Below are 25174 nucleotides of genomic sequence, written 5' to 3' on the forward strand. Positions count from 1 at the left end.
GTCCCCCTTCCCCCAACCCCACCGCAAATCCGCTTCTTTTTGCCATTAAACCGCCGAATTTTCGGCATCTTGGCCTTCTTTCAGCTTCTTGAGCTTCGACTGCAGGGTTTGTCTTGGCAGCGCCAGCAGCTCCGCGGCGCGGGTGATGTTGCCCCCTGTCACCGACATGGCCTCCTCGATGTACTGGGCTTCGAGACGGGCGATGGCCTCGACTATCGGCAGTTTAGAGGTTTCTGGTTCCTGGGGACTGAGGCGCTGTCTGGTGGCGCGCTGGAGGGTCTGTGGCAGGTCGTCGAGGGTGATTTCGCGGCCTTCCATCATGCTCATGGCGCCTTCAATGACGTGCTCGAGCTCGCGGACGTTGCCGGGCCAGTCGTAGCGCATGACGGCGGAGAAGGCGGCTTCGTCGAGGCCCATGACGTTGAGGTAGAGGCGGTCGTTGAATTTCTTGATGAAGTGGTCGACGAGGAGAGGGATGTCATCCCGGCGCTCGACGAGCTTTGGCAGGTGGAGGGTGATGGTGTTGAGGCGGTAGTAGAGGTCGCTGCGGAGCATGCCGTGCTGGACGGCTTCCAGGGGCTCGATGTTGGTGGCTGTCAGAAGCTTGACGTCCACATGGCGTGTGCGGGTGTCGCCGACACGGCGGAACGTGCCGTCCTGAAGAACGCGCAGGAGCTTGCCCTGGAGCTCCAGGGGCATGGAGTTGATTTCATCGAGAAATAATGTTCCGCCGTCCGCTGTTTCAAAGAGGCCCGGGCGGTCGGTGGAGCCGGTGAAGCCGCCCTTGGCAGTGCCAAAGAGGATGCCTTCCAGGAGTGAGGCGGGCAGCGCGGCGCAGTTCTGGGCAATGAAGGGGCGCTTCTTTCGCCCGCCAGCATTGTGGATGGCCTGAACAAAGAGCTCCTTGCCGGTGCCGGTGTCGCCCCAAATCATGACGGGGGCGTCTATGCGGGCGGCCTTCATGGCCATGGACTTGGCGGTGAGCATGCGGGCGTTCCGGGTGACAATGTCGTCGAAGGTGAAGTGGGCATCATCCGAGGCGGTGGTGTCCTTTGAGCCGTACATTTTGTTCTGCAGGGTGACGACCTTTTCGCTGAGGGCCATGACGGCGGAGATGTCGTGGGAGATCTCCATGGCGCCCACCAGGTGGCCGTTTTTTCGGACGGGCAGGGTGGTGTTGACAGTGGCGACTTTCTTGCCTTTGTACGTGGTGAAGGTCTGCTCGTGGTTATAAATGGGGATCCCCGTCCGCAGGACTTTGTAGAGGGTACTGTTCTCCTCGTCCAGGGAGGGGTAGATTTCAAAGAGGTGCTTGCCCAATGAATTTTCAATGTTGATGTCGTCAAGCATGGCCGCCAGGCGGTTGCAGAACACCAGGCGCCCTTCTATGTCGATGACCTGGATGCCGTCAGAAACGTGGTCCAGGATGATACTGAGGTTTTTTTCGTCAATCAGGCTGACCATGGCGGGGGCTCCTTTCTGGTGGGGGACAGGGGCTTGTGGCGCGGGACAGGGACACGTGGTGCGGGACAGGGACTTGTGGCGCGGGACAGGGACGCGTGGTGCGGGACAGGGACACGTGGTGCGGGACTGGGACGGATCGCAATCACGGCATTTCAGCCGGCTTCAAAAAATGATGATTTAACTATTATGAGTAAATTTCACAGTGTGAAATCATAGACTCAGCGACTGCCGAAATTCCAGCATATAGCCGCCGTAATTTCGGCATCTTCTCTTTGTAGTGTATCACAACCCGTGTGTTGGTGGGTAGGAAAAACAAAAAACTTCGGAAATTAAGCCCAAGCTCTCTTGATATTACAGTTCTCTACTTCACTGGTAAAATTTTATAATACCGGGTATAAATGAGGTGCGAAAAAAGCTCATTTTCCACCCAACGTTTTCCACCCAACGAACCATTGCCAGGCGGGCGATTTCTGTCGTCCGTTAAACTGACCCACTCTTCCACTGCTGTAAGGAGGGCTTAACTGTGAACATGGACTTTGCTACAGCATTCCCAATTGGCTATCGTGATTTCCACAAAGATCCGACCTATAACTTCCAACTTAACCGGTGGCATTCGCTCGGGTTAATGCCCTCTGAAGATCTTCAAGGCCTTGGTACTAAAATCATAACTTTTGCAGATTGGAAAAGTGAAATGGTGCAATTGGCTGAAAAAGCCACCAGTGAAAACCGCCTCCGTAATGCAGCTTTTTACTACCGCGCAGCTGAATTTTACACAATAAATGGAGATCAACCCGACAAGGAATTTTATTATGATAAATTTTCTGGTTTATTCTATCAAACAATAGATTCCAAGCTGGTTGAGCGCAAGTTTATTCCATATACAGACCGTACCGAGCTACCCGTACTGCGGATCAGGTCGAAGTCTGATCATAAAGGCACTATCCTCCTTCACGGAGGTTTCGACTCATTTCTGGAAGAGTGGTATTTAATCATGGAATATTTGAGTACGAACGGCTTCGATGTCATTGCTTTTGAAGGACCTGGTCAGGGGCATATGCTCATTAAGCAAGGTGTCCCACTGGATTATCAATGGGAAAAGCCTGTCAAAGCTGTTTTGGACCACTATGGCTTGAACGACGCGACTTTATTTGGATTATCAATGGGTGGATGGTTTTGTTTAAGAGCTGCTGCCTTTGAACCGCGCATTAAAAACGTGATCACGTCCGGCCATGCGGTAGATTACTCAAGAATCCCTCCTGCCTTCGCAAGATGGCTTATGATGTTCTTTATCAAGTATTTCCGCGCCTATACTGGAAGATCCTTCAAAAAAATGGCCGCACGGGGCGGTATTAAAGGCTGGCAAGTTAACAACCTGGCCCACATAACAAAACAGGATCCTTTGGAGGCCTTTGAGTATTCATTGAATTTAAATAAGCAGAATTTAAATTGCGACCACATTAAGCAGAACGTCCTTTATCTCACAGGGCGAGATGATCATTTTATTCCATTCAAAATGCATGACATCCAGCTGAAACTGTTTACAAATGTCAAATCTCTGAAGGACAGGGTCTATGAACAAGAAGACTATGCCAATCACCATTGTCAAATTGGAAACATTAAGCTGATGCTGGATGATATTGTTGAATGGCTTGAAACATTGGAATCTCATCAATAAGCACAGTGGACCCATCCTCATTTTTTATATTCCCAAACACACACAAAGAGCCGGCAACTCCAATATTTGGAACTGCCAGCTCTTTGTTAATTTGGCGGAGGACTGCTTTCACGACACCTTAATCTTCAAATGATTCAGCGTCTTCGACAGCCCCTTGACTTCAATTTCATAACTGATTTCAATATGCCCGGCCCCGCCCTCATCAATGGCCGCAGTGAGGTCAATGGTCCTCATCTCCACATCAAAGACGCCGTAAGGCGTTTCGTAAACGGACTCCCGGATCTCCCCCGTCGCAAAGACAAGCTCGACAATATTCACGCCGTAGCGGTGCATAGTCACCACATCATCCTTGACCTTCAGGGTCGTCTTGCCGCCCTCCATACCGGAAAGCTCAGACTCCGAATATATGTAATAATGCGTTTCTTCCTTGAGATAATACTTCCCCGACGTGGCGAACTCAATACGCTGGGCCGCTTCGCCCTCCGTCTGAATTTCCGTTGTCAGCTGGAGGAACACCTCCGCGCCCTTTGTCGTCATAGAGCCTCCTATCTGCCGATGGTCACACAACCGTCCCCCCGTGCCCCCGCGGCACCACAGGACAATCGCCTATTCGTTGCGTTTTTCCTTCCAATTCATGACAAGGTCCATGATCACCTGAACGTGCTGCTGCGCTGCTTCTTTGGCAGTTTCTGCATCATTTGAGCGAATGGCATCATAAATTTTCTGGTGCCAGCGCTGAATTTCCGGATAATTGTCAAACTCGGTAAAATAGGTCAAGCGGAAGCGCTGAAACTGATCATGCAAGTCTTTGACAATCTCAATCAACTTGTTATTTTTTGTAGACTCAAAAATTTTATCATGGAATGTGTTGTCGAGGTCGATCATCCCCTGGCGATCTCCCTGCTCCACCGCGTTATTGAAGGCCTCCATGGTGTCCCGCAGCTCTACAAGCTCTTCCTCAGACATGCGCTGCGCAGCCAGGGCTGAGGCAAAGCCCTCAAGCAAAATTCGAATTTCCAGAACATCAATGATATCTTTCGCGGTAAGATCTGCCACATATGCGCCCTTTCGAGGAATCATCTCGACAAAGCTTTCTTTTTCAAGCTTTCGAATAGCTTCACGAACCGGCGTACGGCTGACACCAAGCTGTTCAGCAAGGGCAATTTCCATGAGCCGCTCCCCCGGTTTCAAAGTCCCGTTCAAGATGGACTCTCTCAAATATTCGAAGACAACTTCTCCGAGAGGTTTATAGTTCCTGATCTCCAGCGATCCCAAATTTGAATTGTTCAACGTTCCAACCTCCTGTTAGTGGTGCGCGCCAGATAGACCTGCGCGTAACTCTTTTTTAGATTTTTATACGCTTTCGAAGCACGTCCATATTGCCTGAAGAATCCAAAGACTGTTGGCCCGCTGCCGCTCATCATTGCGCCATCCGCGCCATATTGGAGCATTTGGCGGCGAATCTTGCCTACAATGGGATGCATCTGCGTGGTCACGGGTTCAAGTACATTGACCATATGCTCGGCGACGTACCGCATATCATCCGCTTGAATGGCCCGTATCAGAGCCGCCGTATCCGGACGCCCCACAATTTCAGTCTGATCATAGCGCTGATAGACCGCTGGTGTCGATACACCGAGGTTTGGCTTCGCCAACAGCACCCAGTGAGAGCCAAAACCCTCCAGGTACTCCAGCTTTTCGCCTATACCCCTGGCCACAGCACAGCCACCTGTAACACAGAATGGCACGTCCGCTCCGAGAGAAAGACCCAGCCTCTGCTGAGTTTCAAGATCCATCCCCAGTTGATAGAGTCGGTTGAGGCCCCGAATAACCGCTGCGGCGTCCGCGCTTCCACCTGCCAGACCCGCCGCTACCGGAATGCGCTTGACTATGGAAATCTGGACGCCTTTTTCAAGACCCGTTTCCTTAAGCACCAGATCCGCGGCCCGCCATGCCAAGTTTGAAGCATCCAGCGGCAGATAACCCACATCACAGCTCAGCGCGATTCCGGAATCACGCGGCTCGAGAATAATGTCATCAGCAAGATCGATCTCCTGAAGAATCATTTCTACTTCGTGATAGCCATTTTCGAGTACACCCAGAACATCCAGGGATAAGTTGACCTTGGCAGTAGCAATTTCTATGATTTTATTATGCTCCAATGGCGTCACCCCAAACTCAGCCTTAGAATAAAGATATACATACATTATACAAAATACATTACAAGTATTATACTTCAAAATCCTACAAGATACCAGCCTAATCTTGCACAAGAAAAAGAACAATTTTTGTCACTTTTTCGTATCAATTTTGTAAAACAAACAAACTTAAGGGCTTATATACAATCACATTACCGCGCCCGTCACTCAACAATTGATCCGGCCCAGTCCTCCACCACGCGGCCCAGTCCCCCACCACGTGTCCCTGTCCCCCACCAACACCCAGGAACAAAAAAACTTTCCGCAGCCATCGCCCTTTCTTCCAAACAAAAAAGGCGAAGCGCCCCCTGGCGCTTTCGCCCACCTTTCCTTATGCCAGAAACGCCGCACCCCGGCCGCGGCAGCGGCCATGGGGGCGGCGTTCTCCTTGTCTGTCACTTTTCCCCGTTCACTGTCTTAATAACCCTGTCTTCTTCCTTTGGTTTTTTTCCTTTGCCTTTATCCCTTGTCCTCTTCCTTCTTGCGCTTCTTAAACCTCTCCTCAACCTCATTGTACCCCAGCCGCACCAGCGCCGGCACCGTCAGCCCCAAAACAAAGCCCAGAACGATCTCCAGCGTCAGCGATTGCAGGTTGGCGGCACGTGACCATCGGCTGATAAAAAATAATATGAGAGGGTGGGCCAGATACACGTCAAAGGTGACGCCCGAGAGCCGGGACACCCAGCCCCCCAGCTTCTCATTGATGTTGACTGCCTTGAACCAGGCCAGCAGCAGCATCACTATGGAAAGGGAATAAACCTCCCAGGCCAGGGGCATGGAGAGCATGGTCATAGGCGTGATGGACTTGAAAACGGCCAGGCGGCCCACCAGATAATCCGCAAAGGCCACGGCGCCGGCTATGCCAAAGGCCGTCAGAAGCGTCGCCCGGGGCGGCCGCTCAAAAGCAACCATGCCCGCATAGAAAAATGGCAGATACGTCATGAAGAACCTGTCGGATGACGGAACATAGCGTCTCAGCCAGAAGGCGTAGAGGAGATAGAGCACCGCCACGATCGCTATGTCAAAGCTAAACGCAAAACCGCGATCTCCTTCCGGACGCGCCTTGTCCCACAGCCCGCCACCAAAGCGCCGCCTAAGCGCCAGCAGAAGCGGAAACACCAGGTACAGCTGTATAAGGATCACCATAAAATAGAGGTGGTAAAAGGCACCGCCGTTCAGGATCAGCTTCACCATACCCGCCGCGCCGTAGCAGATGCCCAAGAATCGCTGCTGCAGAATCAGATAAATCAGCGACCAAATCAGGTAAGGCAGCAGCACAGTTTCAATCCGCCGCCCCCAGAAGCCCAGCAGTCCCTCTACCTGCTCTTTACCCCGGTAGCGGGCCGCCAGCCCAAAGCCGCTGGCGAAAATGAAGGCCGGCACCGCAAACTGGCTGAAGCTGTTGACCCCAATGGCCAGCCGCTGCAGCCAGGATCCCGGCAGATACCCTGTGACCCCCGAGGCCGTCGTGTGAATGACCACGACCAGCACGCAGGCCACAATCTTTAGGAGATCCAGCGCCGGGGAACGCTCCCGCTCCCCTGGTGCCGGTTTTTTTACCACATGAAGTCCACTCATTAATCCAGCCCCTCAATTTCTGAATCCGCCCAAAACATTGATCCTGAATCCTCACAGATCTGGTCCACCACCCGCTGGGCGTCTTCCCCAAAGCTGTAGAAGCCAATGCCATAAGGAGATGGCCCGCCGAAGCCTGGGTTCAGCTCGACACCGGTGAAATAGAGACCATCGATAGAGGTCTTGCCCGCTTCGTGGATCAGCTGTCCGTCGTCCGCAAACACCGGCGCGTCCACCCACTGGTAGTTCGGCCTGAAGCCCGTGGCCCAGACCACGCTGGCAATCCCGGTCTCAGCCAGGTCGAGGCGCTCTGTCTCCTTAAGCGCCCCCCAGCTCAACCGCGGGAGGTTCAGATCCAGCGCCTTCTCAGGCTTGCCCAGCCCCTCACTGACAATATGGGACTCGATCTCCGCAATAAAACGCTGGAGATAGGTCTCGGAGTCCTTCAGGGTCTCGAACAGGTTCGGGCGAACCGTCAGCGCCCCCTCCCGGAAGCCGGTAAGGCGCCCCACCAGGTTCACGCCCTGCTGCTGGCAGGTGGCCAGGTTCTGGCGGAGCTTCTCCACAATTTCAAGGCGTTCCAGGTCATCCGGCCCATATTCGACGCCCCGGTCCAGCTTCGCGAAGCCAGACAGGCGGTTCAGCCAGTACACGCCGTTGACGTTGTCGTAAGCGTCCGGAATAGGCCGCTGAGTGCCCAGGGACAGCCACACCTCACGGCCCGCCTGACGCAGCTCCAGGGCAATCTGGATCCCGGACCGGCCGCCGCCCACCACCAGCACACCGCCTTCAGCCAGCTGGTCTGGATTCTTGTAGCTCACCGAATGCAGCTGCTGAACTCCAGCAGGAAATTCCTTCGATGCCGCCGGGATAAACGGCTGATTGTACTGGCCGGTGGCCACAATCACATCATGGGCATGAAACGTCCCCGCCGTGGTCTCCACGACAAAACGCGGCGGACGGTCATAAGGCGCCACCGGCATGGCCGCCTGTTCCTCTTCCGTCAAAGCTCTAAGACGTGTCGCCGTCACACCCTCCATGACCTGGGGCTCAAAGTGCTCCACCCAGGCCGTCAGGAGCGCGTTGATTTCCTTTAAAGTCATGAACTGGTTGTCGCTGGGCGCCGCACCTTCCATGCCCGGCAGGCGGGTCATCCAGTTTGGCGTCACCAGGGTGAAGGAGTCCCAGCGCTCGTGGCGCCAGGTGCTCAGCAGGGTGCCGCGCTCGATCACGCAGTAGTCCATCCCCATCTGCTCCAGGTAATAGGCGGAGCTGAGGCCGCTGGGCCCGCCGCCAATCACCAGGACGTCGACATTGTGCGCTGTATTATAAACTGTATTATCATCTGTATTATGATCTGTATGATCCACTCTATTCTCCATGGGATTTACCCTCCTGTTCAAACTGCTTGCTGTGTCTGATGAGATCACAGACGTCATTTTTCTATTATATCCAATAATGCCAGACTTAAAAGGGGCGCCCGGCAAAAAGGTTTGCCGCCCAGGCGAGGCGCCCCCTGGGGAAGCTGCGTTTGTTGAATCCTGCGACCATCGGCAAAAAAACAAAACAGGCCAGGGGTTGACCAAACGCGGTGCCATCCCCTGACCCATTATCTTTAGAAAGTTTTACAGCACTTCTTCAGCTGCAGCCGCCCACTGACCCCAGCCGCTTTGGACTGCCGATAGTCTCCGCCACCCAGCACCCAGCCGCGGGCCACAAGCCGCCTCGTCCCAGCCTACACGTTCCCAATCGTGGCGACCATAATCGCCTTAATGGTATGCATGCGGTTTTCCGCCTCATCAAACACCACGGAATGCCGGCTCCTGAACACCTCGTCCGTCACTTCCATGGCATCAAGACCAAACTTTTCGTAGACGTCCCTGCCCACCTGAGTCTCCAGGTCGTGGAACGCCGGCAGGCAGTGCATGAAGATCATATCCGGATTTTCCGTAAGTCTCACCAGATCCATGTTGACCTGGTATTTCTTAAGCTGCTGGATACGCTCCTCGAAGAGATGCTCCTCGCCCATGGACACCCACACGTCCGTGTAGATGACGTCCGCGCCCTTCACGGCTTCCAGGTCCTCGGAGAATTCCAGAACCGCCCGGGTCTCCTTCGCGACCTCCTCCATTTCCTTCACGAGGTCCTCCGCCGGCCAGAGCGCTTTAGGCGCCAAGGCAACGAAATGCATGCCCATCTTGGCCGCGCCAATCATCAGCGAGTTGCCCATGTTGTTGCGGGCGTCGCCGGCATAGACAAACTTGACTTTGTTCAGCGGCTTGTCCACGTGCTCCATGACCGTCAGGAAGTCCGCCAGGATCTGAGTTGGGTGGTACATGTCCGTGAGGCCGTTCCAGACTGGCACGCCGGAGTGCTTGGCCAGCGCCTCCACCGTCTCCTGCTCATAGCCCCTGAACTCAATACCGTCGTAGAAGCGCCCAAGCACCTTGGCCGTATCCTCCACCGACTCCTTCTTGCCCATCTGGCTGTTGGTCAGGAACGTTACGTGGGCCCCCTCATCCTGAGCAGCGACCTCGAAGGCGCAGCGGGTGCGGGTAGACGTCTTTTCGAACAGCAGCACAATATTGCGCCCTGCCAGGAGGTCCGACTTGACGCCAGCCCTCTTCTTGCATTTGAGATCTCTGGAGAGATCGAGTAAATAACGGATTTCTTGCGGCGTAAAATCTTTGAGTGTCAGAAAATGTCTTCCTTTAAGGCTGACTGGCATGGTTGAACCTCCTTATTGAGTCGGCTGCCGCCGGGTTTGTCCTCGAAGGCCTGTTTGCCCCGGTTTTATGCCGATGGTCTCCCGCCCCACTTCGCCGCCCCCGCGCCGCCGTTTAGTTTTCAAACGCAATGTTGCTTAGTGCTTAACTAAATCTGATTTTCTCACATTTTCGCCAGAAATCAATACTTTTTTGATTAATTATGCTTATTTTTTTGAATTTATTCATCTCGGTGCCTCTTCGCACACGAAACTGTGCGGCAGCTTCTCTGGAAGACATGCTTCCAGCCTCGCCTGAGTCTCCGTCTACAGCCGCTCCCGTATCAGCGGCATGGACATGCACCGCGGACCGCCCCGGCCCCTGGAGAGCTCGCTGGACGGCATGACATGCAGGCGGATGCCGTTTTCTTCAAGGAGGTGGTTGGTGATGTGATTTCTCGCGTAGACGACGACCTCCCCAGGCGCAATGGCCAGCGTGTTCGATCCGTCGTTCCACTGCTCCCGCCCCGCGTCAATGCCCCGTTTGCCGCCGCAGCGGATCAGGGTCACTTCCTCGAGCTCCAGGTATCTTTCCAGGATTCGCTTGAGTTCCATGGTTTCTTTTTCGATGTCAAACTCGGTGCCTTTTTTTGTGGACTTCTTGATGGAATAGACCGTCAGCGGCCCCTCTATTTCAGGGTGAATGGTAAAGGTCGCGTGGTCCACCATGGTGAAGACCGTGTCCAGATGCATGTACGCCCTGGATTTTGGGATGTCAAACGCCAGGATCACTTCGAAGCTTTGGCCGTCGGCAAACAAGCGGCTGGCAAACAGATCTATGGCCGCTGCGTCCGTGCGCTCGGAAATGCCTATGGCGATCACCTTGTCGCTAAGGACCAGGATGTCCCCGCCCTCGATGCAGTACTGCTCGTCTCTGTCATACCAGAACTTAATCCCCGAATCCCTGAAATCCGGATGGTATTTGAAAATGTACTTCCCAAAGAGCGTCTCCCGCTGCCGGGTCACGGTACGCATGTGATGGATGGTCACACCGGTGCCCACTGACGCGAAGGGATCCCGGGTGAAATAGAGGTTTGGCATGGGATCGATCAGGAACGGGTAGTCGCTGTCCATGATGTCAGACAGACTCTTGGGGTTGGCAATGAAGACCTCTTCCTTGCGGATGCCCGCCATCATTTTGTCTATGAGGGTGCGTGTGTCCTCGAAGGACTGGAAATAATCGAGAACGGCCGCCTTTTTCATATCCCCTCTGATCCCGGATTCTGCAATGAACTCCTCCAGGAACAGCGCCCGGATCTCTTCCGCCTGGATGCTCTGGGCTGCCAGATCCTCCAGGTAGACGACCTCGACGTCATTGCGCCTGAAAATTTCCGCGAAGGCGTCGTGCTCCTGCCTCGCCACCTCAAGGTAAGGAATGTCGTCAAAGAGCAGCCGGTCCATGAGGTCAGGCGTGATGTTTTCAATTTCGCTGCCAGGCCTGCGCAGCAAAACCTTCTTTAGTTTTCCGATTTCTGAGTAAACGTCGATTGCCGGTGTCTTTAACATGAGATTCACCTCTCCAATTCGTTCGTGTTCCTTCGTCGCAATTGGTTATTTATGGCAATTTATTCATCCGTTTCTCCCTTTATTTTAGTATACCACTCCTCTAATATTTTTTTCAAGTCGAGCCATTTTAAGCTTTTGAAGATAATAAAAAATTTTTTGAGGAATTTATGCGATTGTGGATATTCATCGAGTGTATATTATGTAATTTATTGTCATTTGATTTCTCTATGCCGGTCTGTGACTCAACTCTGAACTTTTTGAACAATATTGATTCATCTTCGCTGTGAATAATCATTAAGAAAAAATCATAAAGATTTTTCTGAATTTTCCCGCACTTTATAGCTGGCTGTAGGACGGCCTGTCATGGCTTTTTCCTGTTGATGGGAACTTGGACGCTGTTGTGCTCAAAAATGTTCACTGCTTTTGCCGATGGTCCCCCTTCCCCCAACGCCCCGTTCAATCCCCCTCCCGAAGCAGTTCGCCTTCTGCATATTGATTAATTACAAGTTATTTTTAAGCGATATTTGCACCATTTCGAGGTACATTAAGACGATTTCACTACAGATTGACAAATTAAGCTGTGATCGAGTATGATGATAGCACAAAGTCAGCCGGCACCTTGCCGGCACATTTTCGGGCCTGCTGGCGGCCTGCTTTAGGGCGCCGCGGCCAGACCCGACATGCATGAAAGGGGAAAAATAAAATGACGACCAAAGAAAAACGCATTTCTATTATAGGCGTCCCTATGAATCTGGGCGCAGACCGCTTAGGGGTCGACCTCGGACCTGTCGCGATCCGCTATGCGGGGGTCAAGAGCCGGCTGGAACGCATTGGCTATGATTTTGAAGATCGTGGTGACATAGAGGTGGTTCGTCCTGAAGTGGCGACGGATGGGCACAGCAACCTGAAGTACCTGGACGAAATCGTGCGGGTGAACACGGCGCTTTGCGATGGCGTCGCGGACATTGTAAACAGCGGCAGGTTCCCGCTTGTACTCGGCGGTGACCATAGCATCGCCATCGGCACCATAGCAGGGGCAATGCAGAGCAAAGAGAACCTTGGGGTCATCTGGTTCGACGCCCATGGGGACCTGAACACGGCGGAGACTTCCCCGTCCGGCAACATCCACGGCATGCCGCTGGCAGTGGCGCTGGGCCTCGGCCACGAGCGCCTGACGGCTATAGGCGGCGTGGGGAAGAAGCTGAATCCTAAGAATGTCGTGCTGATTGGCTCCAGGGACCTGGATCCGGGCGAGCGTCAGCTGCTCAAAGATTTGGGCGCTACGGTGTTCACCATGCATGAGGTCGATCTCATGGGTATGCCTAAAGTTATGGAGGAAGCGATCCGGATTGCTTCTGACGGTGCGGACGGCGTTCACATCAGCTTCGATATGGATGCCATGGATCCATTCTTTGCCACCGGTACGGGCACTCGCGTCGCAGGCGGCCTCTCCTACCGTGAATCTCACCTGGCCCTTGAGCTGATCGCTCAGGCTGGCATTGCTACCAGCGCGGAGTTCGTTGAGGTTAATCCGCTGATCGACAACAAGAACGAGACCGCTGAGACGGCTGTGGCCCTCATGGATTCCTTGCTGGGTGGCTGGCTGAAGTAGTCCGGCTGGTTTTGGGCAAGTGATTTAAGACAAGTGACTGAAAAGGTAAAAACCGCCATGGCTGATGCTTGGCGGTTTTTCTTTGTCTAAAAATTTTTGCCGACACTGTCGCGCGATGTTCGATGTGGCCCAGTCCTCAGAGGTTTGGTGCGGCCCAGTCCCCAACCAACATTCTGGTGTGTCCCTGTCCCCAACCACGTGTCCCTGTCCCCACCTACATTCTCGGGAGGGTCAGGATGGCTTTAAAGAGATCGCCATCGGTTTCAATGGCAAAATGGCCTTTTTGAAGTTCGGCGAGGCTTTTCGCAATAGCGAGGCCAAGTCCTGAGCCTTCGGTGGACCGGGCAGCGTCGCCACGGACAAAACGGTCTGTCAAGGTTTCATCCAGATCTGTCAGAGGCAGTGCCGAAATGTTTTTCATAGTGATGACAGCGTTAGTCTCGTCATTCTTTAAGTCGAGATAGACCCGGGAGCCAGGCATGGCATAATTCAGGACATTGAGGAACAGGTTTTCAATGATGCGCCAGAGGTGGCGGCCATCCGCATAAACCGTGATGGGCGGGTCCTGGGGCGGCAGGGTCAGCTTAAGATCGAGTTGGGCTTGTTCCATGCGGTCTCGGACCTCACCAGCGGACTGCAGGAGAAATTCCTGAAGGGCCAGAGGCTCAGCCTGGACTGAGAGACTCCCGGAGGAGGCTTTTGCAGCTTCGAAAAGATCCTCGGTGAGCGTCTTCAGGCGCTGGGATTTCTGATCGAGGACCTTGAGATACTCAGGGGCCTCCGGCGCAGTAAGACCGGCGCGCTTAAGGAGATCAATGTAGTTGAGGATGGAGGTCAGTGGGGTCTTGAGGTCGTGAGAGACATTGGTGATCAGCTCGGTCTTCATGCGCTCAGACTTGAGGGCGGATTCCAGGGCCGTCTGGTAGCCGTCGGCAAGCTGCCGGACTTTTGAGGAGATGCTTTTCAGACGGGCGGGGCCTTCAGGGACTATTTGTATGCTGAGCGCCCCGGCTTCAATGGCGGCCAGGCCGTTCTCAATCCTGGCGAGGACTTGGTCCTGGCGGATGAGATAGAGGGCGAGGAGCGCAATACCGGCGAGGTAAACCACGCTGCCCAGCAGGAAGCCCGCAAAACCCATTGCTGCGGTCAGGAGGCCCCCAAAGAGGATCGTGAAGGCGTTGAGGGCCAGGAAGCCAGTGGCAATGAGCAGAGGCATGCGGTCCACCGGACCGCTTTTAAGTCTGCGGGCAGCTTTTCGAAGGGGCTTTGCAAGTGCGCCGAAGCACTTTGAGGCGCACCAGACCACGAAGGTGTGGCGCAGCAGGCTACCGGTTTTCAGACGCTTCCAAAAAAGAGACCATGCATAGAGGGCCATGCCCCCACTGAGGGTCAGAAAGAGGCCGGCGGCGGGTTTTGTCAGGAGCTGCCACTCGCTGTCTGCAAAGCGCAGGATTTCACCAAACAGCCCAAGCAGAAGGATCTGAAGTCCTGCCCACAGGGCGAGCCCCAGGTCGGTGAAGATGCGGTCTGCTTTCAGGAAATGGAGCTCATCCGAGTGTGGTCTGCGGCCGGCGACAGCAGCGAGGTAAATGAGGCCGGAGAGCATGATAAGAATACAGGCTGTAAGGAGGATGAGGATGGGTGTATTTTCTTCAAGCCAGGTTTCGTGCCAGGTATTGGCGGCGTCACGGGCAATATCGCGCCGGAGGCCTATTAGAATGGTCATCCCCTCGGAAGGGCCGGCAAGCTCACTGTGGGCGTCGACAAGGGTGTAAAAATCCTCTGTGGCAGTCAAGCCTTCGAGGTTACTGCTGAGGAGGTTTCCATCCTTTAGGAGCATGAAGTAGTGTCGGTCAAGGGCGCCCTCAGGAAGGCGGTTTTTGAGGCTTTCCCATTCCAGCCCTGAGCTTTCAGCGCCAGGCGCTTCCTGGACTGCTGCCGGGGTCTCAGAAATGGCCTCGAACAATAAGTCATACGCTGTATCCAGGTCCTTATAGGCTTGGCTGCTGCGGTAGTCGAAGTCGAACAGGGTGCCTTCTGCTTCATCAAAAAGTGTGTTTGAGAAGATCAGGCCTGCTGCCAGGATCAACAGGATCACGGTGGCTTTGGTGAACCAGTGCCTTGACCAATTAGTCCAGCTTTTCAATTTTGTATCCAATGCCCCACACCACCTTTAAGTATTTTGGCTCCTTTGGGTTGATTTCTATTTTTTCACGGATCCGCCTGATGTGGACGGCGACGGTGTTTTCCGTATTGATGGGGGGCTCTGACCAGACCTGTTCGTAGATTTGGTCTGAAGCGTACACCTTACCGGCATTTGTCAGCAGCAGGCGGACAATGCTGTATTCGTAGCGGGTGAGTTTGATGGGGTCACCATCGGCAGTCACTTCTTTGGCTTCGTCGTCCAGGACAAGGCCGCCGCTGCGGAAGGTCGAGGGCTTCTCCGGGGAAGCGCCAAGGCTGGTATAGCGGCGCAGCTGGGACTTGACCCGGGCCAGGAGCTCCAGGGGGTTGAAGGGCTTGGCTATATAATCGTCCGCGCCCATGTTGAGGCCCAGGATCTTGTCAGTGTCCTCGGTTTTGGCGGACAGTATGATGATGGGGATATTGGAGTGTTCGCGGATTTTGAGGGTGGCCCGGAGGCCGTCCAGCTCTGGCATCATGATGTCGAGGAGGATCAGCTGAATATCGTTGTCTTTAAGGGCCTCCAGGGCTTCCAGGCCGTTGTAGGCCTTGGCAACCTGATAACCTTCCTGTTTCAGATAGATTTCTATGGCGTCGGTTATGGCGTGATCGTCGTCGCAAACTAAGATTTTCATGGTTTTTTGTCTCCTGTGGGGAAGTTTTTGGCGTTTGACGTCTGTTGTATGGCATTTACCGCTTGTGACCTGACAACTTCATAATAACAGATAAAAACGTCGAAAAACTGCTGATAATTCTTAAGGTTTTCTTTCGTTCCGGTCCGTCCCTGTCCCCCACCACAAGTCCCTGTCCCCCACCAAAAAAAGAACAAAGCCAGCGAACCGGCCGCAGGGCGGCGAATCGCTGGCATCAATAATTACTTGAAACTCATTCTCTTAGGAAACATTGACGTTCTGGCACAGCGTCACTTCAACTGTGTCTGTCAAAATGTCTGAATAGCTGAACGATACACGGCGCTCAATATCAAGGCCGGCGTTGATACGTACGGTGAAAACACTTGGATAAGCTACTTCGAGAATGCCCTCGCGGACATTCGCTTTGCGCTTGCCCTTGTTTGTCTTGAGAAGAACACGTTCTCCAATCAGACCTTCGACCGACTTTCTAATCTCTGCAAGTGTCGCTTTTGTCGCCAAGTTGACCACCATCCCATTCTCTATCACACTGTATAAATATTACCATACAGCGAGAGAAAAGTCAAATATTATACAATAGGTGCTATAAACCTGTCAACTATGTTTTGTCGAAAAATGTCTGTTAGTTTTATGACAATCATCAAAAGGCCAAAAGTCTTCCAAATACTGAAAGACAGGGCTTTTGTCAAGCCCCTGAACAACATTTTTTCACAGTCAAAATGCCAATTTACACAGAGGATCGATGCGCATTCGCATTCTTCCAACATAAATTAACCAAATTTTAACCTTTTGCCTTCACATAACGTCAGTCCAGTGTTTCTGCCGCTGCAGCATTGCCGGAACTACCGGCAGCCGCTCGCCTGAGCCGCTCCTCAGCCAGCGCCTCAGGCTCAAGCCGGACCATGGCGAACCAGTCCACCAGACCCAGCTGAATCTGATCCGGTTCCAGCAGCCCTGCCATCAAAAACCTGGAATCCATTGAGAACAAGTCATCAAACAACGCGTCACGTTCCCCGGAGGACATAGGCGCTTCAGAAATAAAGGACTCGCAATAGGGAATTGCCTTCTCTACCACAGCAGTCGGCAATACCACACCATGATGCTTCAAAATCTGATCTGCCGCCCTGCGATTGGCCTTCAGGACTGCCTTGAGATTCCGTCCGTAGTCCGCTGCCTGTAAGTGTCCGAAGATTCGGCAGGTCAAAGGCCGCACCTCATAAATCATACAGCGGCCGTCCGCCTCCAGCATGGGACACTTCATGGGTCGGGCGAGCTCGTCAAAAGCAAAAGCCTCTGCTCGCCGAAGGGCTTCAGCCCAGCGGCCACCCTTCACCAAAAAATCACGAATCCTGAGCCACTCCACGAAAAAGGTGCTGACGGACTCGGCGCAGCAGGCTGTACAGCCGCTGCATTTCCCGCCAGGCACCTTATTATAAACCGTCAATAGCCGCTCAAACAATCCGTTTTCTCCGGCATGATGGAACGCCCTCTCCCAGCAGTCCCCAACGAGCGGATCCAAAAATCTTACCTCTGTATCACCAGCTATTCCATCAGCCCTCATTCGCAGTCCCCTCCCAGGTAGCACGCCGCGGCGTAGCGCAGCCCCTCAAAATAATAATCCGGACCGCCGAATAAACTCGACGCCTCCACTACCAGCGGCGCGTCGAACGTCCTAAGCTTCCTGTAAACCTCCCCAGGCTCAAATGCCCAGCCTTCAGCCCGCAGCTGACCGGGATGAGGCACCACGTGGTGATATTGTCTGTAAAAGTGCGAGTTGCCATAATACTCTGTCCCCTGGACCGTCCAGATGTGGAAGCCCACACAGTGAGGTCCCAGCTGCTGAATCGCCTGATCAAAGTCGATTCCGTTCATCAGACAGGAGAAATAGAGGTGCCCTGTGTCCAGCAGCGGCGCAAGCCGCGAATAACCAGTCAGGGCTTCAACCCACTGCTCAGGACGGTTGAAATTCTGGTTGGAGCCAAAGTATTCCAGCGCGAGGATAGTGCCAAAATGCTCCGCCAGCGACTGAAGCTTTTCAAGGGACTCATGCAGGATCCCCTGGAAATCCAGGCCAAGGTAGGCGTTTCGGTAAATCCCCGGAAAATGTATCACGTAGTAATCCGGCTTATAGCGCTGAGTCAGCTGCCTCAGGTTCTCCTCAAGAAAGCGGAACGCCAGCGCCCGTTTTTGCGGATCAGGGTCCAGATAATAGCCGTCAAGGTAATCGAAGGGGAACCAGTCATAGAGGCACAGCGGCAGATGGATTGTATAAGCCATCCCATGGATCTCTGCCTCCTCCAGGTCAGCGAAAATGCCCGACAGCATGTCGTGGTAAGGCCGGTGGCGTCCGAGACACACTTCAATCCGCGTAAACCCAAGGCGCGCCAAGGTTCCCACCGCTGCGTTGTTGGTGTTGGAGCCAAGGCCCCTGCCTGGTCTCCCTGGGATCTGACGCAACGCGGCTGTCTCCGGCATAATTTGATGTGTTGATTCTTTAATACGGTCCATTAGCCTTTACCTCCGGCGTGGGATTCTCACTGGGTCGTCTGGGCGGCATCTCAAAGAAAAAGTCCCGCTGGAAGCAGGACCGACATTGGATGCGCGAAGAACCTTAACGTCGTCTCCCGACGCTATCAGTGTACCATATTTAAGCGCTTCTGCCCACGCCTTGACCGTGGCTTTGGGGTTAAAAAACGAGGCTGAAAACAAGACCATCGGCAAATCCTTAAGCTTCTAAAAGCACAGAGCGTTGCCGATGGTTCCCGTTAAGCACATCCGCACCTCAAGCCTTCTTCGGAAACCAAGGAAAAAACTTGCTGGTCACCGCCGCGTAGGCCTGGAATTCCGGATTATTCTCATACTTCTTCTCCAGCATAGGCACCCCGGAGACGAACATCAACAGATACGTGATCACCGCCGAGCTGATGATGGTTGGCCAAAAGCCCGTCGTCCCTATAACTATGATAAAGATCCCCCACCACATGGTCGCTTCACCGAAGTAGTTGGGATGCCTTGTATATTTCCAGAGCCCCGTCTTGATGATGTGCCCCTTGTTTGCGGGGTCTTTCTTGAAGTTCTCCAGCTGCTTGTCCCCTACGGACTCAAAGTAGAAGCCTGTGATCCAAACTATGGCCCCGACAACCACCCACAGATTAACCGGCTTATCCGCCACCGTCATGGCATAGAGATAAGCGTAGGACACCACTGCCATAAAGACCGCCTGCAGGACATAGACCTGAAGGAACGCCCTTGGAATAACCCACTTGCCCCACTCCTTACGCCAGTTGGCATACCGGAAATCCTCCGGCTTGCCCCAGTTGCGGCGGTACAGGTGATAGAAGAGCCGGATGCCCCAGATGCTGACCAGCGCCAGCAGCAGCCAGGAGACCGCGTCCAGGTTTCCATAATAGAATAAGGACGCCCAACCAACAACCACAAAGCCGAGGCCCCAGCCAAAGTCCACCACGGCGTTGTTTTTGACCGCGGTGCCGAGGATAAAGAACCCCATAAAATAAAGGAAAATCACAAGCCACGAAAACCATAATAAACCTGACATATTACCAGCCCGCTTTCTTCTGTAGATAAGCAATCGCCGTCGCGCCATCCCCGGCCGTCGCACCGACGACCGACGAGATCTCCGCGATATATTCCGGCGGTTTGCCAGTGAGTTCCTCAAATACGCGTGCCAGCTCCAATGCACGGTCCATGCACGCCCCGTGGACTATGACGTATTCCTCAAGGCCGTATTTCTCAATGTCCTCGCTTACTGACTTCACCAGCTTTTTCATGACCCCCTTAAAGGTCAGCTTGCCGCCATAGGCCTTGCCATGGCCTTCCCGGTCCAGCGTCATCAGAGGCTTCAGGCCAATAATCTTGGCGACTTTTCCAACACTGCGGCTGACACGGCCGCTGCGCTCAAGATACTTGACCGTGTCCACAGAAACGAGGATCTTAACCCGGTCCCGCATAGCCCGCATAGACTCGACGACCTCTTCGAAGCTTTTACCTTCACGGGCCATATCTACGGCTTTTTTGACCATAAGTCCCTGGCCGCCGGAGTTTTTCAAGGTGTTCAAGACCTCAATCTTTCGGCCCCGCTTAGTGATGAGAGGCTCAAGGCTCTTGATCATGGCATAGGTCCCGCTGAGCTTGTCCGACACGGCCAGCACGAGGATGGCCTCATAGTAATCGCTGAGGAACATTAAAAGGTTCTCAACATTTTTAATGGCAGGCATGGAGCTCTGCGGCTGATCCTTCAAGGTCTTGTTGATTTCATAGAAGTGTCCAACGGACAGCGTCACGCGGTCAAGGTGAACCACGCCGCCAATCTCAAGCTGAAGGGGGATTACCGAGATCTGATGCTCGTCAATATAAGCCTGAGGCACATCCGCTATGGTGTCCGTCACAATGGCAAAAGGATATTTCCTGTGATTGCGGATATCCACCTGAATCTTCATGTCATCCACTTTAATGGCGTCCAGCTTGCCCACTTTGCTCAGCGCGTCAAAGAGCGGTTCAGGTTCATTGGTGTGCAGGTGCACCCGGAGCTTGTCTTCGCCGCCGGCGATCACCAGGGAATCCCCAAAGCGTTCGGCAATCCCCCGAATGGTCTCAACTTTAAGGCCCTTGTCCTTACCCTTCTCCTGCCTGGTCAGCAGCGTCTCGCAGCAGTAGCGGAACTCGCCCAGGGTCTCGTGGGCCTCAGCGCTCCTTGGATGCGCTTCGGAAGGAATCACCGAAATCTTCTCGATCCCCGCCTCGCCATGCTCAATATAATGCTTGATCCCCTCGAGAAAATGGTAAAAACCTTTGGCACCGGCGTCTACCACATTGCTTTTTCTAAGCTGCTCCAGCATTTCCGTCGTCTTTCTGACGGCGGCCCCACTGTCCGAGAGCGTCCGCTCAGCGTAATCCAGGATTGTGGCAGCCTTATCCTTGTGCCGCTCCAGGGAATGGATCCATTCTCGAACCACTGTCAGAATGGTGCCCTCCACGGGGTTGAGCATGACGCCATACAGACGCTTCAGGGCCCCCTGCAGGCTGTGAATCAACTCGTCCTGGGTCAGGGTCTCCTTGTTCTTGACCTCCATGTACCAGCCGTAGATCAGCTGGGCAAAGATCAGCCCGGAATTGCCCCGGGCACCCATCAAGGCGCCGTCAGCAGCGCTGGAAAGCACTAAATCCACCTCTTCCTCGAGGCGAATATTCTCCATGACCGCTTTCATGGTGGACGTCAAGTTTGCCCCCGTATCCCCGTCCGGGACGGGGAATACATTGATGCGGTCCAGTTCGCTCTTATTTTGAATCACCTCATTGGCACCCGCCAAAATGGCGTAATAGACATGTCTTCCGTTAATTGAATCGGTGGTCATACGCGATCCCTCCTCGGCGTATTATTACCCTTAAAAACGGTGTCAACTTCATTTTTTTCCTTATTTTAATTCTATTTTTGAATTGATTTCATCAATAGGCAGGGTAAGCTTCATCGATACTATGGTTGTGGTGTGTGGGGTGCTGAAGACCATCGGCAACAATGCTTTTTAAAGGGAAAATTAAAACACCCCCCTGGGCCCAGGGCTTTAACCCCAGACACCAAAGAGATGTTTTTTTTGCCGATAGTCGCGCAAACACCATATTCACTCACGTCGCTCGATCACCTTATGCTCACGCTTCCGCTGACGGTTGACAGCTCAAGCGAAAATTGCCCGCTTCCCGCCGTCGCCTCAATGACGCGGTCTTCCCTGACCTCTATGTTCACTTCTTCTCGTTCTATTTCAAGCTCACCCGAGGTCGTCGTGATTTTGATCTCATGATTGAGTGGCTCCGTACTGGTCAGCTCAATACTTCCAGACGTCGTTTCCATCCATCCGTTTCCTCTCAGCGCCGCAAGTCTAAGCATCATAGCGCCGGACACCGTCTTGACGTCCAGCTGATCTGCGCTTCCAACGAACTCCACTTCGCCGCTGACAGAGCCCAAATCAACGTTCCAGGCATCAAGCCCCTCGACATAGATCCGCCCAGAAACCGACCCTGCGGAAACATTCCCCTTAAAAGGTTCTAATCCCGGTGAACGAAGCTTGACTGCACCGGAGACACTCTGAAGCTCGAGATCCCCGGACAGCGTCTCCGGAATCTTGACCATTAATCTGAGGTTCGTGGAAGTAAAGGAATGGGGCAGCGTGATCCCCCGGTCAATGTCAATTTCAACCCGGCCGTCCCCGTCCTGAGAAATACGTATTTTGGGCTGTGTGACGTCCAGAGGCGCCATATAGGTTCCCGTCAGCCTGATCTCAATATCTTCCCGCGGTTCACGGGTCACTTCCACCGATTCGAAGACGGTCTCAACGGTGACTGCCGTCAGGGACTTGACCTCGTTAATCGCCACTGTCCGGGTCTCGTCCAGCTCAAAGCGCTGGCTTCCCGCCAGCGGCCCAAGTGGCTTGCCCTGGAGTCTGTCCATCAGCTCTGGTCCAACCTCCCGAAGCGCCAGCACCGCGATCCCGCCGCCAATCAATAGTGCTGCAATAAGCCAAAGTGCAATTTTTCTCACTTTTATTACCCTCTCACGTCAGAGATTTGCAGGAGAAAAGTCAGGTGCTCCTGCTTAGTCACCGGTGATTTATCAGCCTTGCTTAATGATGCGTACATTGAGCTTCAAGTACTTCAAAGTGACCTGATAGAAGAGCTGGGTCAGCTTGAGCGCGCCAAGGAAGATGAGGCCTCCCAGGGCCGCTATTGCCACACCTGCACCGAGGATGGCCACAATCAGTGTGCCCCCCGCTATCCCCGCTGGAATGGCCACCGGCGCGAATACCGCTGTGCCGCTGACGGCCATGACCACACCGCCGAAGACCAGGCCTATGCCTGCGACAATCAGGGCCACCGCCGTGGCGTATACCGCAATCAGGATCCCTGCCAGCGCCAGGTAAGGGCCAAGAATGAAAATGATATTAAAAAGTCCGAGGCCAATTGAGGCAACCACTGCCCTTAAAAGATTAAAGGAGCTTGGCTTTTCCTCCGCGCGCTGGATCACTTTGCTTAACCTGAACTGCTTCGCGACCACCTCCGGCCGCCCGAGCTGCTCAAGGATGGCCTCTTCCGTCTCGCCGCTGGCCAGCGCGGCGTCAAAGTGCTCTTCATAGTCGTATAATATGTCGTTCAGCTCCGCTTCCGGCATGCCGGAAAGGGCGTTCCTCAGCTGGTTCAGATAGGTCTCCTTATTCATTTCCCGTGATCTCCCTCCACAATCAAGTTGACACCTGTCACAAACCGCCGCCACTCCGCTGCCAGCGCCGCCTGCTCCTGCCGGCCCCGCTCCGTCAGTGTATAATACTTGCGGGGCGGTCCCTCAGAGGATTCCTTCAGATAGGTGGTGAACATCCCATCCTCCATGAGCCTCCGCAACAGGGGATAAATGGTCCCCTCAGAAATGGTGATATTTTTCGAAATCTCCTGCACCAGCTCGTAGCCGTAGCAGTCCCTGTGGCTCAGTATAGACAGCACACACAGCTCCAGCACACCTTTCTTGAATTGTATATTCACAGAGGATCCCCTCTTTCTCCCTTTTTGATGATTAGAGCATATCACACGGTATCTTATAATGCAAGGTAGCGAGTATTAAAAGAATCTTAAATAAGGTTGGGGACGCGGCGGAGTGCTTTCAGGCGGGGACAGGGACGGGCCATTGGGGACTGGGCCGCACCACACACCCACTGCATCACCCCAATTGTTTGGTGCGGCCCAGTCCCCGACCGCCCGTCCCTGTCCCCAACCACACCCCAAGCGTCCCCTTCCCTTTAAAGCAGACGAAAGAAAGCCGCCGCCAGACACGGAAAACCCCGTGACCGGCGGCGGCTAAACCTTTCAGCCTATAACAAATTCGCCTGACTAAACTATTTCTTAATGATTTCGTTCAACGCGGCAACGGTGCCGGCAAAGCCCTGAAGGTCTGAAGGCACAATGATTTTTGTCGCCTGACCGTCAGCCATTTTTTCGAGGGCTTCAAAGCTCTTGATCGCGATGACGGCAGGATCCGCACCAGCTTCACGAATCATTTCAATGCCCTTGGCTTTCGCGCCCTGAACTTTGATAATAGCTTCCGCTTCACCTTCCGCCTCGCGAATCTGAACTTCTTTCTTCGCTTCAGCACGAAGGATGGAGGATTGCTTTTCGCCCTCTGCTTCGAGAATCATAGACTCTTTGGTACCTTGCGCCACCAGAATCTTGGAATTCTTTTCGCCTTCTGCACGAATGATGGATTCACGACGCTCACGTTCTGCGCGCATCTGTTTTTCCATGGCGTTCTGGATGTCTTCAGGCGGGATGATATTCTTGACTTCAACGCGGTTGACCTTGATGCCCCATGGGTCTGTGGCTTCGTCAAGTATAGCGCGCATCTGGGTGTTGATCAGGTCTCTGGACGTCAGCGTCTCGTCCAGCTCCAGCTGACCAATGATGTTTCTCAGCGTCGTGGCCGCCAGGTTCTCGAGGGCAACAATAGGTCGGGAAACACCATAAGAGTAGAGCTTTGGATCTGTGACCGCGTAATAAATAACCGTATCAATCTTCATGGTGACGTTGTCCTTGGTGATAACCGGCTGAGGTGGGAAGTCGACCACATTCTCCTTCAGCGAGACGCGGTTCGCGACGCGGTCAATGAACGGAATCTTAAAGTGCAGCCCGACGCTCCAGGTCGTGAGAAAAGCGCCGAGACGCTCAATGACATAAGCCTGAGCTTGGGGTACGACTCTGATGTTGGTGATGATCAACAAGATGGCGAATAAAAAGAGTAATGCTGGAATGATGAGCTTTAAAAAATCCATAAATGTTTGCCTCCCTTTTGTCTGCTGCAATAATGATCACGACTTGCTTCTTTCTGTCTGATGCTTTTTGGCTATGCCCTTTTTACTATGAGCTTGACACCCTCCACAGCTACAACCAGCACCCTGGCCCCAACTTCAATGGGTTCTCCATCCTCTGAAAGTGCGGTCCAGATCTGACCATTGATTTTGACCTGTCCGGTGGCGTAGCGCTCAATGCCTTTTAGAACCGGACCGTCCATGCCAATGACTGCCTCAACGTTTGTTTTTTCACTGCCAATGTGAAGAAAGTCCTTGGCCAGAGGCTTGGTGAAGTAGATCAGAAGCGCCGAAGATATAAGAAAGACACCAATCTGAACGGGTACAGAGAATCCAATCATGGCCGCCAGAAGCGCGATCAGCGCTGCGCCTGCAAACCAGATCGTTGTGAGGCCCATGGTCAGCGCCTCCAAAACTGCAAAAATGATGATGAGCGCGATCCAGACGATAAGTGGACTCAGGCCGGCTAAGAAACTCATATGGGGTCAACTCCTCCTGCTTTATTGTAAAATGCCTGATGTGCCAAACACTTCCTCTTTATATTACCCAACATTTATTAAATAAGCATTAAAAAAGGCATGAAAATGGCACTTTTTTCAAATAGAAAAAGCGGGCGTCACTTTTGGACGTCCGCTTCCTCAGGGTGCCTGCATGCAACAGTTTCTCGCGTTTTAATCAAATGCACTCA

At 53.5% G+C, this 25174-nt stretch carries 22 protein-coding genes; 2 read left to right on the forward strand and 20 right to left on the reverse strand.

Features of this window, described 5'->3' with window-relative positions:
- Positions 1-45 precede the first annotated feature (45 nt).
- A complete protein-coding gene (locus BLP63_RS07840) occupies positions 46-1464 on the reverse strand; it encodes a sigma-54 interaction domain-containing protein (protein WP_092590365.1) in 1419 nt (472 codons plus the stop codon).
- 529 nt (positions 1465-1993) lie between these two features.
- On the opposite strand from BLP63_RS07840, the gene BLP63_RS07845 reads away from it, so the two are divergent.
- Positions 1994-3139: an alpha/beta fold hydrolase gene (locus BLP63_RS07845; RefSeq protein ID WP_242870844.1), complete on the forward strand. Its 1146-nt coding sequence runs from the start codon at positions 1994-1996 to the stop codon at positions 3137-3139.
- Between the two features lie 108 nt (positions 3140-3247).
- On the opposite strand, the gene BLP63_RS07850 is transcribed toward BLP63_RS07845, so the two are convergent.
- The 7 genes from BLP63_RS07850 to arcA form a co-directional block, all read right to left on the reverse strand.
- The gene (locus BLP63_RS07850; RefSeq protein WP_092590367.1) at positions 3248-3676 is read right to left on the reverse strand and encodes a DUF1934 domain-containing protein; all 429 of its coding nucleotides are present in this window, start codon (positions 3674-3676) and stop codon (positions 3248-3250) included.
- Between the two features lie 69 nt (positions 3677-3745).
- Complete coding sequence (locus BLP63_RS07855) at positions 3746-4429, reverse strand: GntR family transcriptional regulator (protein ID WP_170829359.1); 684 nt, start codon at positions 4427-4429, stop codon at positions 3746-3748.
- Positions 4426-5301 (reverse strand): 4-(cytidine 5'-diphospho)-2-C-methyl-D-erythritol kinase, encoded by an 876-nt coding sequence (gene ispE, locus BLP63_RS07860; RefSeq protein ID WP_242870838.1) that lies wholly within the window; start codon positions 5299-5301, stop codon positions 4426-4428. Before ispE ends, BLP63_RS07855 begins: the two co-directional genes overlap by 4 nt.
- Positions 5302-5796: 495 nt before the next feature.
- Positions 5797-6915, reverse strand: coding sequence for an acyltransferase (locus BLP63_RS07870; protein ID WP_092590370.1), 1119 nt, complete (start codon positions 6913-6915; stop codon positions 5797-5799).
- A complete protein-coding gene (locus BLP63_RS07875) occupies positions 6915-8294 on the reverse strand; it encodes an FAD-dependent oxidoreductase (RefSeq protein ID WP_170829360.1) in 1380 nt (459 codons plus the stop codon). The genes BLP63_RS07870 and BLP63_RS07875 overlap by 1 nt, the downstream gene beginning before the upstream one ends.
- A gap of 353 nt (positions 8295-8647) precedes the next feature.
- Positions 8648-9640 carry an ornithine carbamoyltransferase gene (gene argF, locus BLP63_RS07880; RefSeq protein ID WP_092590372.1) on the reverse strand — a complete coding sequence of 331 codons (993 nt, stop codon included), beginning with the start codon at positions 9638-9640 and terminating at the stop codon, positions 8648-8650.
- Positions 9641-9943: 303 nt separating this feature from the next.
- Positions 9944-11182 carry an arginine deiminase gene (arcA, locus tag BLP63_RS07885; protein ID WP_092590373.1) on the reverse strand — a complete coding sequence of 413 codons (1239 nt, stop codon included), beginning with the start codon at positions 11180-11182 and terminating at the stop codon, positions 9944-9946.
- A gap of 703 nt (positions 11183-11885) precedes the next feature.
- Here arcA and rocF point away from each other — a divergent pair.
- Complete coding sequence (rocF, locus tag BLP63_RS07890; RefSeq protein ID WP_092590374.1) at positions 11886-12794, forward strand: arginase; 909 nt, start codon at positions 11886-11888, stop codon at positions 12792-12794.
- 214 nt (positions 12795-13008) lie between these two features.
- Here rocF and BLP63_RS07895 read toward each other — a convergent pair whose 3' ends face one another.
- The 12 genes from BLP63_RS07895 to BLP63_RS07955 form a co-directional block, all read right to left on the reverse strand.
- Complete coding sequence (locus tag BLP63_RS07895; RefSeq protein WP_242870839.1) at positions 13009-14952, reverse strand: sensor histidine kinase; 1944 nt, start codon at positions 14950-14952, stop codon at positions 13009-13011.
- Positions 14924-15613: a response regulator transcription factor gene (locus BLP63_RS07900; RefSeq protein ID WP_092590375.1), complete on the reverse strand. Its 690-nt coding sequence runs from the start codon at positions 15611-15613 to the stop codon at positions 14924-14926. Before BLP63_RS07900 ends, BLP63_RS07895 begins: the two co-directional genes overlap by 29 nt.
- 258 nt (positions 15614-15871) lie before the next feature.
- Complete coding sequence (locus tag BLP63_RS07910) at positions 15872-16129, reverse strand: Veg family protein (RefSeq protein ID WP_242870840.1); 258 nt, start codon at positions 16127-16129, stop codon at positions 15872-15874.
- 304 nt (positions 16130-16433) lie between these two features.
- Positions 16434-17189: a YkgJ family cysteine cluster protein gene (locus tag BLP63_RS07915; RefSeq protein ID WP_092590378.1), complete on the reverse strand. Its 756-nt coding sequence runs from the start codon at positions 17187-17189 to the stop codon at positions 16434-16436.
- Complete coding sequence (locus BLP63_RS07920) at positions 17186-18136, reverse strand: sugar phosphate isomerase/epimerase family protein (RefSeq protein WP_092590379.1); 951 nt, start codon at positions 18134-18136, stop codon at positions 17186-17188. The genes BLP63_RS07915 and BLP63_RS07920 overlap by 4 nt, the downstream gene beginning before the upstream one ends.
- 274 nt (positions 18137-18410) lie before the next feature.
- Complete coding sequence (locus tag BLP63_RS07925; RefSeq protein ID WP_092590380.1) at positions 18411-19184, reverse strand: DUF1295 domain-containing protein; 774 nt, start codon at positions 19182-19184, stop codon at positions 18411-18413.
- Position 19185: 1 nt separating this feature from the next.
- Positions 19186-21000, reverse strand: coding sequence for a DegV family protein (locus tag BLP63_RS07930; RefSeq protein ID WP_092590381.1), 1815 nt, complete (start codon positions 20998-21000; stop codon positions 19186-19188).
- A gap of 281 nt (positions 21001-21281) precedes the next feature.
- Positions 21282-22178, reverse strand: coding sequence for a DUF4097 family beta strand repeat-containing protein (locus BLP63_RS07935; RefSeq protein ID WP_092590382.1), 897 nt, complete (start codon positions 22176-22178; stop codon positions 21282-21284).
- Positions 22179-22250: 72 nt separating this feature from the next.
- The gene (locus tag BLP63_RS07940) at positions 22251-22853 is read right to left on the reverse strand and encodes an HAAS signaling domain-containing protein (RefSeq protein ID WP_092590383.1); all 603 of its coding nucleotides are present in this window, start codon (positions 22851-22853) and stop codon (positions 22251-22253) included.
- Positions 22850-23170, reverse strand: a complete 321-nt coding sequence (locus BLP63_RS07945; RefSeq protein WP_092590384.1) for a PadR family transcriptional regulator — start codon at positions 23168-23170, stop codon at positions 22850-22852. Before BLP63_RS07945 ends, BLP63_RS07940 begins: the two co-directional genes overlap by 4 nt.
- A gap of 350 nt (positions 23171-23520) precedes the next feature.
- The gene (locus BLP63_RS07950) at positions 23521-24450 is read right to left on the reverse strand and encodes an SPFH domain-containing protein (RefSeq protein ID WP_092590385.1); all 930 of its coding nucleotides are present in this window, start codon (positions 24448-24450) and stop codon (positions 23521-23523) included.
- Between the two features lie 71 nt (positions 24451-24521).
- Positions 24522-24965, reverse strand: a complete 444-nt coding sequence (locus tag BLP63_RS07955; RefSeq protein ID WP_092590386.1) for an NfeD family protein — start codon at positions 24963-24965, stop codon at positions 24522-24524.
- Positions 24966-25174: the final 209 nt, after the last annotated feature.

The sequence above is a fragment of the Acidaminobacter hydrogenoformans DSM 2784 genome, assembly GCF_900103005.1.
GTDB classification, from domain to species: domain Bacteria; phylum Bacillota; class Clostridia; order Peptostreptococcales; family Acidaminobacteraceae; genus Acidaminobacter; species Acidaminobacter hydrogenoformans.